This is a genomic window from Streptomyces sp. SudanB52_2052, assembly GCF_964272415.1.
Taxonomy (GTDB): domain Bacteria; phylum Actinomycetota; class Actinomycetes; order Streptomycetales; family Streptomycetaceae; genus Streptomyces; species Streptomyces olindensis.
Genome location: NZ_OZ186796.1, coordinates 1,053,977 through 1,067,234 on the forward strand (window position 1 = coordinate 1,053,977; position 13,258 = coordinate 1,067,234).

The following is a 13,258-nucleotide window of genomic DNA, read 5'->3' on the forward strand; positions in this document are numbered from 1 at the left end:
CGCCGGACGTCCGCGCGGACGGGTCCGTCGCGGGCGCCCGGCACACGTGCTCGGACTTCACGCCCTACAGCTCCAGTTCCGCCAGGACGTGCTCCAGTTCGGCCGCCACGGCCGAGATGCCGTCCTCGGGCGCCGCCGCGGGCCGGGCGGTGCCGGCCGGTTCGATGCGCAACAGCCGCTCCAGCTTGGCCCGTTCGGCGTGCACGACCCCGAACTCGGGTACCGCGTGGTGCAGTGCCGCGTCGAAGGCCGCCACGCCGACGGCGTTCTCCAGCGGGGTCAGGCCGAGCCTGCGGCGTACGAAGCCCTCGGTGGCCGCGTCGACCCGCATGCCGCCGTCGCGCCAGAACGGCCACACCACGGCGATGCTCGCGCCGGACCGCTCCCCCGCGGCCCGCTTCTCCTCGCGGGCGCGGCTGAAGGCGTTCAGGAAGCGGCTGGCGAAGGCGTAGTCGGCCTGGCCCGGGTTGCCGGCGAGGGCGGCCAGCGAGGAGAACACCATGAAGACGTCGAGGTCGTCGTCGCGGGTCGCCTCGTCGAGGTGCACGGCGCCGTCGACCTTGCCGGCGAGGACGGCGTCGATCTCGTCGGCGCTCTTGTTCGGCAGCAGCGCGTCGCGCAGCACGCCGGCGGAGTGGATGACGCCGTGCACGGCCCCCCAGCGCTCACGGGCGAGGGCGAGCAGCCGGTCCACCTCGGTCCGGTCGGCGACATCGGCCCGTTCGTAGCGGACGTCGCTGCCGAGCGCGCGGATGCCCTCCAGTGCCGTCCGGCGGTCGTCGGTCAGCTCGGAGCGGCCGACGAGCAGCAGGTTCACCGGGGCCCGGTGGGCCAGGTGCTCGGCGAAGAGCAGACCGAGGCCGCCGGCGCCGCCCGTGATCACCCAGGTCGTGCCGGGGCGGACGGCGTCCCCGCCCGGTGCGGGCGGCTGGGCGGGCAGCTCCCTGAGCCTGCGCACCCAGCGTCCCCGCTCGTCGTGGCGGACCTCGGCCTCGCTGCGCGTGTCGGCGGCCAGTTCGGCGAGGCAGGCCGCCCAGAGGGCGTCCGCCGGACGGCCGTCCGGGGAGTGCACGGCCACGGCCTGCTGGAGGAGGCGGGGGTTCTCGTGCTCGACGGAGCGGGCGAAGCCGCCGAACGCCTCGGCGAGCGCGTCGGCCGGCCCGCCGGTGCGGGTGTGCAGACGCAGCAGGCGCACGGGCCGGCGCAGGCCGCCGCGGAGCAGTGCCTTGCTGAGGTGGAACACGGACGTCAGCGCGGTGCGCGGATCGGTCCAGGCGTGCAGGACGGTGGCGGGCGGCGTGTCGAGACCGGCGAGGAGGTCCGCGTGGTCCTCGGCCGATCCGGCCCGGACCGTCCGCTCGGTGCCGGACGTCGTGTACCGCTCGCCGGGCCGTACGCCGATCACCTGGGCGGCGTCGGCGTGGTGCCGCCGGACGAGTTCGGTGAGGTCCCCGTCGGCGTCGAGGACCAGGACCGGGCGGGTGAGCCAGGAGCCGGGGCCCTGGGGCGCGTCGGCCCGTTCCCAGTCGGCGGTGTAGTGGACGATCCGCGGTGCCGGAGCGTCGGCCGGGGCGTCGCCCGGCGTCGGGGTGGGCGTCGGCGCGGCCGGGCCGGGCTCGTCGAGGTCGAGCTGTTCCAGCAGGTGGCCGGCGAGGTCGTCGATGCAGGGGTAGTCGAAGACGACGCCGGCGTAGAGGACCAGCCCCAGCGACTCCTCCAGCAGGTTGCCCAGCCGGACGGCCATCACGGAGTCCATGCCCAGTTCGAAGAAGCCGCGCTGCCGGTCCGGCGGGCTGTCCGGCGGGAACTGGAGGAGGGCGCCGAGTTCCCGCTGCATGTGGGTGGCCAGGGCGGTGTGCCGTTCGCTGCGGGGCACGGCCGCGAGCACGGCCCGCAGGTCGGTGACGTCCCCGGGGCCGGCGCCCGGCGCGGCCGCGGGTGCGGGGCGTGCCGGGTCGGTGCCGCCGCTCGGCTCCAGCCAGTAGCGCTCGCGGGAGAAGGGGTACGTCGGCAGCGACACCCGTCGCCCGCCGGTGGGCGAGGCGGCCCAGTCGGTGTCGGCGCCCCGGGCCCACAGGGCGGCCGTCTCCTCGGGCGTGGCGGTCGCCGGTACGGCCGGTGCGGTGCCGGACCGGTCGGGCCGGCGGCCGATGTGCACACCGGAGGGGGCGTCCTGGCCGGTGGCCACCCGGTCGAAGCCGTCGATCGCCTCGGCCAGGGTGCGGGCCGTGAAGGCGGCCCGGTGCTCCATGGCCTCCCTGCCGTGCTGCAGCGTGTGCGCCACGTCCGCCGGGCGTGCCGGGTCCGTGCCCGGTGGTGTCCGCTCCAGGGAGCGCAGGAAGCCGGCCATGCGGGACGCGTAGGCGCGCAGGTTGTCGGGGGTGCGGGCGGACAGCGGGAAGACCAGCGGACGGCCCGGGTCGGTGGCCGGCGGCCCGGGCCGGGCCGGGGGCTCCTCCAGGACGAGGTGGACGTTGACCCCGCCCGCGCCGAACGAGCTGATCCCCGCCCGGCGGGGCGCGGCTTCCCGGCCTTCGGGTCCGGGCAGCCGGAGCCGCTCCCAGGGGGCGGTCTCGCGCTGCACGCTGAACGGCGTGCCGTCGAGGTCGAGGTGGGGGTTCAAGCGCGGCGAGTGCAGCAGCGAGGGCACGAGGGTGCCGTGCCGCATCTGCAGCACCACCTTGGTGACCTGGGCGATGCCGGCCGCGGCCTCGGCGTGGCCGATGACCGACTTCACCGAGCCGATGGCGCAGGGCGGGCGCCCGTCCCGGCGGTGCGGGATCGCCGCGTCGCCGTACGCCTCGGTGAGGCCGCGCACTTCGATGGGGTCGCCGAGGCTGGTGCCGGTGCCGTGCGCCTCGACGTAGCCGATGGTGCCGGCGTCCACGCGGGCGTCGCGCAGCGCGGCGCGGACCAGTTCGGCCTGGGCGACCGGGTTGGGCACGCCGTAGCCGTAGGTGCGGCCGTCGCTGTTGACCGCCGAGCCCTTGATGACGGCGTGGACGCGGTCCCCGTCGGCCAGGGCCCGCTCCAGCGGCTTGAGCAGGACCGCGCCGACGGCCTCGGCGGGGACGTAGCCGGTGCCGCCCTCGCCGAAGGCCCGGCAGCGGCCGTCCTCGGCGAGGAAACCGGCCTCGGCGAGCATCACGTACTTGCTGGGGTGCAGGGACAGGTTCACGCCGCCGGCCAGCGCCGTGGCGCACTCGCCGCGGCGGATGGCGGCGCAGGCCAGGTGGATCGCGTAGAGGGAGGAGGAGCAGGCGGTGTCCAGCGTCAGGCTGGGGCCGCCGAGGTTGAGCAGGTGGGAGATCCGGTTGGCGACGGAGAAGGTCTGGGAGGTGACCATGCGCCAGACGCCCTGGTCGAGGTCGTTCCCGGCGAACATCTGGTAGTTGTTGTAGGTCACCCCCGCGAACACGCCCACCGAGCCGCGCCGGTCGCCGAGCCGGGGGTCGGCCAGGGACGCCGGGGTGTATCCGGCGTCCTCCAGGGTCTCCCAGGCCGTGGTGAGGAACAGCCGCTCCTGCGGGTCGAGGAGCCGGGCGTCGCGCGGCGAGATGTGGAAGAACTGCGCGTCGAAGGCGTCGACGTCGTCCAGGAAACCTCCCCAGCGGGGCCACGCCTCGCCGAAGCGCTCCCGGGCCAGCTCCGCGTAGCGCCGGTAACCGGGCCGGTCGAGCGGTATCTCGCCGACGCAGTCCCGGCCCTGCCGCAGGTTCTCCCAGAAGTCGTCCAGGGTCGGGGAGGCCGGGTAGCGGCCGCTGATGCCGATGATGGCGATGTCGGCGGAGTCGGCGGAGTCGTGGCCCGCACCGGCGGCACCCCGGAAGGAAACCGCCCGGGCGGCGACCGCGGGAGTCATGGACGGTCCCGCCTGCGCGGGGGGTGCGGGCGGCGCGGCGGACGCCGGCAACACGGCGGAGGCGGGCAGCCCGGCGGACGCCGACGACGCGGCGGACGCCGGCAGCGCGGCGGGCGCGGGCGACACGGCGGGCGCGGGCGGCTCGGTACGTGCCATGGCCCGGTCGGCCACGTGGTGTGCCAGGGCGTCCAGGCTCTTGTAGGTGAACAGCGTGGTGCTGTCGAACGGCCCGTAGTGCTCCTCCAGGCGGCGGCGCAGCTTCTCCACGAGGAGGGAGTTCAGGCCGAGGTCCTCGAAGCGGGCAGCCGGGTCGATCTCCTCCGGCCGCCACTTCAGCGTCTCGGCGAACAGCTGGACCAGGTGCCCGCGGACTCCGTCCGGCGAGCCAGGACCCGCGGGTGCGGCCGCCGCCGGCACGGCGGCGGCCGGGTCCGGGACCGGGCTCGGCACTCCGTGCGGCGTGAGGTCCTGCGGTCGGCAGTGCCGGCGTTCGAACGGATAGGTCGGCAGTGGCGTCCGCCGCACCGGCCGGTCCCCGCGCAGCACCGCCCAGTCGAAGTCGGCGCCCGCCGTCCAGAGCCGGGCCAGGGTGCCGGTCTTCCCGGCCTCGACCAGGGCGGCGAGATGGGCCTGCCCCTCGGGTCCGTCGAGCAGGGCGCGGGACAGTTCGGCCGTGCCGGTGGCCCGCCCCGTGCACCAGGTGTCGCCCTGCTCGTCACCGCGCAGGAAGCGGACCAGCGCGTCGTACAGTTCGTCGAGGTCGGCCGCCACCACCGCGAGCCGCGTCTCCATCGCTTCCCTGCCGAGTTGGAGGGTGTCGGCGAGGGCGGTGAGGGTGAAGTCCGGGGTGCCGTCGGCGGGCGCGTGCCGGTCGAGGTGGCGGACCAGGTCCCGGGCGTGGTCCCGCAGCGCCTCGGGGGTGCGGCCGGACAGCGGGATCAGCTGCGGGCCGGCGGGCGGGGTCGGTTCCGTCCGGTCGGTGACGTACTCCTCCAGGACCACGTGGGCGTTCGAGCCGCCGAAACCGAAGGAGCTGACGCCGCAGCGGCGCGGGAGCGGGGTGCCGTCCGCGGCGGCGGGACGGTTCCACGGCGTGACGCGGTCACCGATGCGGAACGGGCTGCCGTCCAGGCGGATGTACGGGTTGAGCGCCTCGAAGTGGCGCAGGGCGGGGAGCCGGCCGTAGCGGAGGGCCTGCACCATGGTGACCAGACCGGCGAGCCCGGCCGCCGCCTCCAGGTGTCCGATGGCGGTCTTCACCGAGCCCAGGGAGCAGTGCGGCGCGGCGGGCGCGGGATGCCCCCAGTCGCGGTAGAGGCGGGTGAACGCCTGCTTGAGGCCCTCGATCTCGATCGGGTCGCCGAGGCTGGTGCCGGTGCCGTGGGTCTCGATGTGCGTCGCGGTGGCCGGGTCGAGGCGCGCGGTACGCCAGGCGTCGACGATGACGTCCGCCTGTGCCTCGGGGCTGGGCGCGGTGAGCGAGGCGCTGCGGCCCGAGTGGCCCACGGCGCTGCCCCGGATGACGGCGTGGATGTGGTCGCCGTCGGCCTCGGCTGCGGCCAGCGGCTTCAGCAGGACCGCGACCACGCCCTCGCCGCGGACGTAGCCGTTCGCGGCCCGGTCGAAGGTCTTGCAGCGGCCGTCCGGGGCGAGCATCCCGGCGAGGCCGAAGCACTCGAACGGCGTGGGGCTGAGCAGCAGGTTCACGCCGCCCGCGACGGCCAGGTCGCACTCGCCGGAGCGCAGGGCGCGCACCGCGCGGTGGACGGCGACCAGGGACGAGGAGCAGGCGGTGTCGACGGCCTCGCTGGGTCCGCGCAGATCGAGCTGGTACGACACCCGGTTGGGCAGCACGGCGTGGGCCAGGCCGGTGGCGGTGTGCGCCTGGGGCCCGGCGGCGCTGTGGCCGAGCACCTCCAGGTAGTCCATGGAGCTGAGGCCGACGAACAGTCCGGTGTGGCTGCCGGCCAGGTCGCCGGGGCGTCGCCCGGAGTCCTCGATCGCCTTCCACACGGTCTGCAGGAACAGCCGCTGATGCGGATCCATCAGCTCCGCTTCTTGCGGCGAGATGCCGAAGAAGGAGCAGTCGAAGGTGTCGACCTCGTCGAGGAAGGCCCCGTGCGCGTCGCGGGCCCGGTCCGGCCCGGCCCAGTCGTCCCAGCGTTCGCGCGGTACGCCGGTGACGAGTTCGTCCCCGTCCACCAGCCGCTGCCAGAACTGTTCCAGGTCCTCGGCGCCGGGCAGGAGGGCGCTGACGCCGACGACGGCGACGGCGTACGCGGCGTCGTCCGCGGCGTCCCGGCCGGTCCCGGTGGCGGACCCGGCGACGGACCCGGCCGGAGCCGGAGCGTCCCCGTACCGGGCGTCCTCGCGCTCCGTTTCCTCGTGCCGCGCGTCCGGGTGACGGGCGGTCACGAGATCGCGGTGTTCGGTCAGGAGATGGCGGGCGAACGCCTCCAACGTGAAGTGCTCGAAGAACACGGAGGGGGTGAGGTCGACGCCGAGGTCCTGCCGGAGCCGGTCGGCGAACTCGATCAGGCGGATCGAGTCGAAGCCGAGGGTGCTGAGTTCCGCCTCGGGCCGCACGGCGGACGGCTCGACCTTCAGCACGTCGGCGACGGTGGTGCGCAGGTCGCGCAGCAGGGCGTCCCGCAGCGGTTCCCGTGGGGTGCCGGCGGGGCGGGCCGCGCGCTGTCGCTCGGGCCGCCGCAGCCGCAGTTCCCCACCGGGTCCGTCGGATGCCGTCGGCGGTACGGGTGCGGCGTCGGGCTTCCGGGACGGCCGCTCGGCGTCCCGCCGGGTCGCCTGGATCAGCCCGCGCAGCGCCCGGCCCGGCCCGAGGGGCTCGATGTCGGTGACGCCCAGGGCGAGGAGGTGGCGTACGGTGTCCGTCCACCGCACCGGGTGGTCGAGCTGCTGGATCAGCGCGCCCGCGACGTCGTCGCCGTAGGGGCGGGCGGTCACGTTGGAGATCACGGGGATGCCGGGAGGTCGGAGGGCGAAGGTCCGGACGTAGTCGGCGAACTCGTCGCGGAGGTCCGACATGTACGGCGAGTGGAAGGCGCCGCTGACCCGCAGCACCGTGTAGAGGCCCGCGCCCGCGTCCTGGAAGGCGGCGCCGGCCCGCTCGACGTCCTCCCGGGGACCGGCGACCACGATCTGGGTGGGGTTGTTGTAGTTGGCGATCGACACGTTGCCCAGGCCCGGTGCGGCGAGGACCTCGCCGACCTGCTCGGCCGTCAGGCCCACCACGGCGGCCATGCCCCCGTCGGCCACCCGGGCCATCAGTTCGCCGCGTTTGGCCACCAGACGCAGTCCGGTGGCGAAGTCGAAGACGCCCGCGGCGTGCAGGGCGTTGTACTCGCCCAGGCTGTGCCCCGCCACGTAGTCGGGCTCGGGCCCGCCGTCCCGGCGGTGCGCCAGCAGGCTCAGCGCGTTCACGACGTACAGGGCGGGCTGGGTGAACTCCGTGTTCTGGAGCAGTCCGTCGGTGTCGTCGCGGCACAGCTCCTCGACGGAATAGCCGAGAATCTCGTCGGCCTCCGCCACCGGTTCCGGGAATGCGGCGAAGAGCTCCGCACCCATCCCTTTGTGCTGTGAACCCTGGCCGGGAAAAACGAGCGCGAACACGGCGTGTGTCGTTCCTTAAGTTGCGTCGGAAATACCGATCCGGGATCTTTCGGCTGCGGGAATCGAGAGAAGGCCCAGCAAAATTCAGCCGATCCATCGTGAACGGTGCGACTAAGGACGCTCTTGCGGCTCTCTAAAGCCATGGTCCGTCAATTGCCGCGCTTGACTTCCCTGTTGCATGCTGCACATCATACGGTCGCATTCACCATGCCATTTTCAGCCGCTCCGCGGTGGTCAATTCGGGGGTAGGAAATGCCAGTTGCCGTTTCGACCGAAGACGTACACATCGACCGGAGGGGATTCGAACCGGAGGATCGTCCGGGACCGGTGTCCCTGGCCTCCGCCGGCACGATCGGCGCGGCCCTGCTGGAGATCGCCGACCGCGATCCCGGTCGGCCGCTGGCCTACGTCGAGGGCTCCGGGGAGCCGGTGCGGCTGACCGCGTCCGAACTCGCCGAGCTGGCGGGGGCCGCGGCGACCGCCCTGGCCGAGCACGGGGTCCGCCCCGGTGACCGGGTCGGCGTCTGCATGGACACCGGCGTCGACGCCTACGCGGCCCTGCACGGCTGCTTCCTGCTGGGCGCCGTCCCCTTCGTGTGCGAGCCTCCCCTGGCCACCATGCGGCGGCAGCGCTGGGAGGACCGGCTGCGGCTGCTGATCAGCCGTGCGGAACCCCGTGCCGTGGTGGCTTCCCCGGAGTTCCGGGACGCGGTGTCGGCGCCGTGCGCCCAGGCCGGGGTGACGATCGTGGAGCCGCCGTTCGAAGGCGGTCTGGTGCCGGGCTCGGTGCGTGCGCGGCCCGGTGACATCGCGCTGATCCAGTTCACCTCCGGCACCACGGGCGACAGCCGGGGCGTGACCCTCACCCACGAGGCCGTCTTCGCCAACGCCGCCGCGATCGGTGACCGCGCCTACCGCTCGGGCGATCTGATCGTCAGCTGGCTGCCGCTCCACCACGACATGGGCCTGATCGGGCTGAACCTGGCTCCGCTGCTGCACGGTCTGCCGGTGGCGAGCATGCCGCCGCTGTCGTTCGCGCTGCGCCCCGAGCGGTGGCTGTGGGCGATGCACCGCTACCGGGGCACGTTCACCTCGGCGCCGAACTTCGCGTACCGGCTGTGCGCGACGAACGTGCCGGACGCCAAGCTGGAGGGGCTCGATCTCAGTGCCTGGCGGCTCGCGGGCAACGGCGCCGAGGTCGTCCAGGCCGGCACGCTGCGGGCGTTCGCCGAGCGCATGGCCCCCTACGGCTACCGGGAGCGGGTGATGACGCCCTGCTACGGCATGGCCGAGATCACCCTGGCGGCGACCATGTGCGTGCCGGGCGACCCGCTGATCACGCTGCCCGTGCGGCGCGACCGGCTGGCCGCCGACGGCGTGGTCGTGGAGGCGTCACCGGACGATCCCGACCGGCAGGAACTGGTCTCGTCGGGCAGCGCCCTGAAGGAGATCGAGATCCGGGTGGTGGACGAGACGGGCGCGGACCTGCCGGACCACCGGCAGGGGACGATCCTGCTGCGCTGCCCCTCGATGATGGCGGGCTACTACCGCCAGCCCGAGGAGACCGCGAAGGTCCTCGGCGACGGCTGGCTGAACACCGGCGATCAGGGGTTCCTGGCCGACGGCCAGTTGTACGTCACCGGCCGGATCAAGGACGTGGTGATCATCGCCGGGTCCAACTACCATCCGTACGCCTTCGAGGCGGCGGCCGCCACGGTGGAGGGCCTGCGGGCGGACGCGGTGGCCGCCGTGGGCTGCCCTGACCCCGAGCGCAGCACCGAGGCATTGGTGCTGGTGGTGGAGTCCCGCAGTCACGCGGACGCCGAACGGGTCGCGGAGATCCGCTCGGCGGTCGTCGCGGCGGTCTCAGCGGAGACGGGGGTGCGTCCCGACCGGGTGGAGGTCGTGCCCCGGGGCGCCCTGCCGAAGACCCCGAGCGGCAAGCTCCAGCGGCGCCAGGTGGTGGACGCGCTGGTCAAGGGGACGCTCCCCGGGCGTCGTTGAGGGAGTGCGGTGGTGTCACGGCAGCGGCGGGGGTGTGCCCAGCCGGCCCAGCAGCATGGCGTCCGCGTACGGCCCGTAGAGGTCCACGACCGTGTCCAGGTCCATGTCGGCGAGCGGGCCGATGGGCACCACGTAGCGGCCGGTGACCAGCCCGACGAGCAGGGACGCCACCAGCACGGCCCGCAGTTCGGGGTCGGGGGCCGGGATCCGGCGGGCGATCGGTATGAGCAGTTCGCCGCCGGCGACCTCCCGGAACAGCTGCGAGGCCTCGGGGTGCTCCATCGCGGAGCGGAAGACCACCAGGAGCGAGGAGCGTGACGCGGCGTCCTCCCAGCGGGTCAGGAACCCGCGGACGAGCCGGCTGCCGGGCCCGCCCCGGGTGCTGCCGGGGCCTTCCCGGGTGCTGCCGGGCCCGCCGTCGCCCGGGGGTTCGTCGAGGAGCTCGGGCAGCGCGGGCAGCAGCTCCTCGGCACGCATCGCCTCCCGGATCACCACGGAGAAGACCTTCTCCTTGCTGCCGTAGTGGTACATCACGAGGGCCGGGTCCACACCGGCCCGTTCCGCGATGGCCCGGACGGTGGTGCCGCGGTAGCCGTGCCGCGCGAACAGCTCGACCGCCGCGAGCCGGATCAGCTCGCGGCGGTTCTCCTGCGTTCCCTCGGGACCGCCCGGTTGCGCCGGTTGCGCCGGTTCCGCGGCGGGCCCGCTCGGCTCGGCCGCCATCAGGCCGTCCGGGGGTCGCCGGCGGGCAGCGCGGAGGCGGGCACGACGACCACGACCGGGCGGAAGGGCCGGAACCGCTCCATCACCAGTGCCACGATCCAGGAGACGGCCGCCCACAGTGCCAGGGTGAGCAGCGGTCCGCCCGCCGCGTTGCCGTCGAAGTAGAAGACGCGCCGCAGGAGGGAGACGGTGCTGCCCATGGGCAGGTACTCCGAGATCGCCGCGTAGAAGGCGGGCTGGAAGTGCGGGTCGACGACACCGCCGGACGACGAGACGCCGAGCGGCAGCACCAGCAGCGCGCCGACCACGATGCCGAGTGCCCGCAGCAGCGCCTGGCAGGCCGCCACCACGCCGACGACGGTCAGCGACAGCAGGACCGCGATGCCCAGCAGCTCCGCGAAGTGGCCCGTGAGGGCACCGGTGACGGGACCTGCGAGCAGCGCACCGATCAGGCCGGCGACCACCGCGTAGCCGACGGAGGCCAGCCATCGGGCGGAGGCCCGCTCGCCTCCGGCCGCCAGACTCAGGCCGATCTGGAAGAGCAGTCCGCCCACGGACAGGGCGACGCACAGCAGCACCGCGCTGACGCCCCGGGAGTCGTGCTCGGGCAGGGGCGCGACGTCCCGCACTTGCGGTGGGGTGCCGAGTCGGTCGGTCAGCCGCTCGTAGGCTGCCGTCACGGCCCGGGTGGGCGCGTCGCCTGCCGCGCTCGCGGTGAGCAGTGCGGGCGCGCCCTGGGGCCCGATGACGATGGCGCCCAGGACCTCCTGGTCGAGGAGTGCTGCCCGGGCCGCCTTCTCGTCGGCGTACTCGGTGACCTCGAAGGCGCCCGGTGCGCCCGCCTCCAGTTGCTGGCCGAGGCGCTCGACGGCCGGGGGCGGCCCGGCCACCCCGAGCGGCACGTCGTGCGGGGCGGGGTTGCGCAGGCCGGGGATCATCAGGCCGGCGAAGGCGATGACCAGGAAGAGCCCGAGCAGCGACGGGCCGAGCAGCACACGGTGGTTGGGGGGACGCCGGGTCGTGGCCGGGGGGTCGGACGGCGCTGTGCCGGCGGTCGGCCCGGCAGCCGGAGAAGTCACGATCTGCTCCCTGCAGCTGACAAACAGGATGATTCCACTCAACAGGCGTTGAGGACCAGTCTGTCGTACACCGCTCGATCGCCACAACTCCCCCTGTGGGGTCGTTTTTTGACCCGAATTTAGGCGGTGGCGCGAACCTGGCGAGGCATGACGGACGCTCCCGTACACGTGTCAGGAGGCTTGTGCCATGTCGGACTTCGAAGTGCTGCTGGTCGGCGGTCCGTCCGCCATTCCGGACGTGGAGCGCGTACAGCTGTCCCCGTCGCTGACGGAGAAGGTCAAGTACCGGTTCGGCGCCCACTACGAACATTTCGCGCACGACGGGGAGTTCAGCGAGATCGGTGACAAGCGGCTGCCCGTCTACCGGTGGACGATGCGCACCGCCATCGCCGAATGAGCGGGCACGCGGGTGGACGCGTGGCCGAACTGCACGAGATCCGTGCGCAGGCGGTGGCCGGCCCGAGCGAGAAGGCGACCCAGGCGCAGCACGCCAAGGGCAAGCTGACCGCGCGGGAGCGCATCGAGCTGCTCCTGGACCCCGGGTCGTTCCGGGAGGTCGAGCAGTTGCGCCGGCACCGGGCCACGGGCTTCGGCCTGGAGGCCAAGAAGCCGTACACCGACGGTGTGCTCACCGGCTGGGGCACGGTGGAGGGCCGGACGGTCTTCGTCTACGCCCATGACTTCCGCATCTTCGGCGGCGCGCTGGGCGAGGCCCACGCCACGAAGATCCACAAGATCATGGACATGGCCATCGCGGCCGGTGCCCCCTTGGTGTCGCTGAACGACGGTGCGGGGGCCCGCATCCAGGAGGGCGTCTCCGCCCTCGCGGGTTACGGCGGCATCTTCCAGCGCAACACCAAGGCCTCGGGCGTGATCCCGCAGATCTCGGTGATGCTCGGCCCGTGCGCGGGCGGCGCGGCCTACAGCCCGGCCCTGACGGACTTCGTGTTCATGGTCCGCGAGACCTCGCAGATGTTCATCACCGGCCCGGACGTGGTCAAGGCGGTCACCGGCGAGGAGATCACGCAGAACGGCCTGGGCGGCGCGGACGTCCACGCCGAGACGAGCGGGGTCTGCCACTTCGCCTACGACGACGAGGAGACCTGCATCGCGGAGGTCCGCTACCTGCTCTCGCTCCTCCCGCAGAACAACCGCGAGAACCCGCCGCGCGCGGAGGCCTCCGACCCGGTCGACCGCCGCTCGGACGTCCTGCTGGACCTGGTCCCGGCGGACGGCAACCGGCCCTACGACATGACCAAGGTCATCGAGGAGATCGTCGACGACGGCGACTACCTGGAGGTCCACGAGCGCTGGGCCCGCAACATCATCTGCGCGCTGGGCCGGATGGACGGTCAGGTCGTCGGCATCATCGCCAACCAGCCGCAGGTGCTGGCGGGTGTGCTGGACATCGAGGCCTCGGAGAAGGCGGCCCGCTTCGTCCAGATGTGCGACGCCTTCAACATCCCGATCATCACCCTTCTGGACGTCCCCGGCTTCCTCCCGGGCGTCGACCAGGAGCACGGTGGCATCATCCGCCACGGCGCGAAGCTGCTGTACGCCTACTGCAACGCGACCGTGCCGAGGATCTCCCTGATCCTGCGCAAGGCCTACGGAGGTGCGTACATCGTCATGGACAGCCAGTCCATCGGTGCGGACCTCACCTACGCCTGGCCCACCAACGAGATCGCCGTCATGGGTGCGGAGGGCGCGGCCAACGTCATCTTCCGCCGCCAGATCGCCGAGGCCGAGGACCCCGAGGCGATGCGGCAGAAGATGGTCAAGGAGTACAAGTCCGAGCTCATGCACCCCTATTACGCGGCCGAACGCGGCCTGGTCGACGACGTCATCGACCCCGCCGAGACCCGCGAGGTCCTGATCAAGTCCCTCGCCATGCTCCAGAGCAAGCACGCCGACCTGCCCCTGCGCAAGCACGGCAACCCACCGCAGTGAGCAGGCGGCG

At 73.4% G+C, this 13,258-nt stretch carries 6 protein-coding genes; 3 read left to right on the top strand and 3 right to left on the bottom strand.

Going from position 1 to position 13,258, the window contains the following annotated elements; translation table 11 throughout:
* Positions 1–64: 64 nt before the first annotated feature.
* A complete protein-coding gene (fabD, locus tag ACSUPV_RS04575; RefSeq protein WP_436946964.1) occupies positions 65–7,492 on the bottom strand; it encodes an ACP S-malonyltransferase in 7,428 nt (2,475 codons plus the stop codon).
* 327 nt (positions 7,493–7,819) lie between these two features.
* On the opposite strand from fabD, the gene ACSUPV_RS04580 reads away from it, so the two are divergent.
* Entirely contained in the window at positions 7,820–9,496 is a 1,677-nt protein-coding gene (locus tag ACSUPV_RS04580) for a fatty acyl-AMP ligase (protein WP_436946965.1), read from the top strand.
* A 15-nt stretch (positions 9,497–9,511) separates the two neighbouring features.
* Here ACSUPV_RS04580 and ACSUPV_RS04585 read toward each other — a convergent pair whose 3' ends face one another.
* Both ACSUPV_RS04585 and ACSUPV_RS04590 read right to left on the bottom strand, forming a co-directional pair.
* On the bottom strand, positions 9,512–10,219 hold the full coding sequence (locus tag ACSUPV_RS04585) for a TetR/AcrR family transcriptional regulator (RefSeq protein ID WP_359795196.1): 708 nt from the start codon (positions 10,217–10,219) through the stop codon (positions 9,512–9,514).
* A complete protein-coding gene (locus tag ACSUPV_RS04590; RefSeq protein WP_031121051.1) occupies positions 10,219–11,298 on the bottom strand; it encodes a hypothetical protein in 1,080 nt (359 codons plus the stop codon). Before ACSUPV_RS04590 ends, ACSUPV_RS04585 begins: the two co-directional genes overlap by 1 nt.
* A gap of 187 nt (positions 11,299–11,485) precedes the next feature.
* On the opposite strand from ACSUPV_RS04590, the gene ACSUPV_RS04595 reads away from it, so the two are divergent.
* Both ACSUPV_RS04595 and ACSUPV_RS04600 read left to right on the top strand, forming a co-directional pair.
* Positions 11,486–11,695: a DUF5988 family protein gene (locus ACSUPV_RS04595; RefSeq protein ID WP_031121050.1), complete on the top strand. Its 210-nt coding sequence runs from the start codon at positions 11,486–11,488 to the stop codon at positions 11,693–11,695.
* 20 nt (positions 11,696–11,715) lie between these two features.
* Entirely contained in the window at positions 11,716–13,248 is a 1,533-nt protein-coding gene (locus tag ACSUPV_RS04600) for an acyl-CoA carboxylase subunit beta (protein WP_436946966.1), read from the top strand.
* Positions 13,249–13,258: the final 10 nt, after the last annotated feature.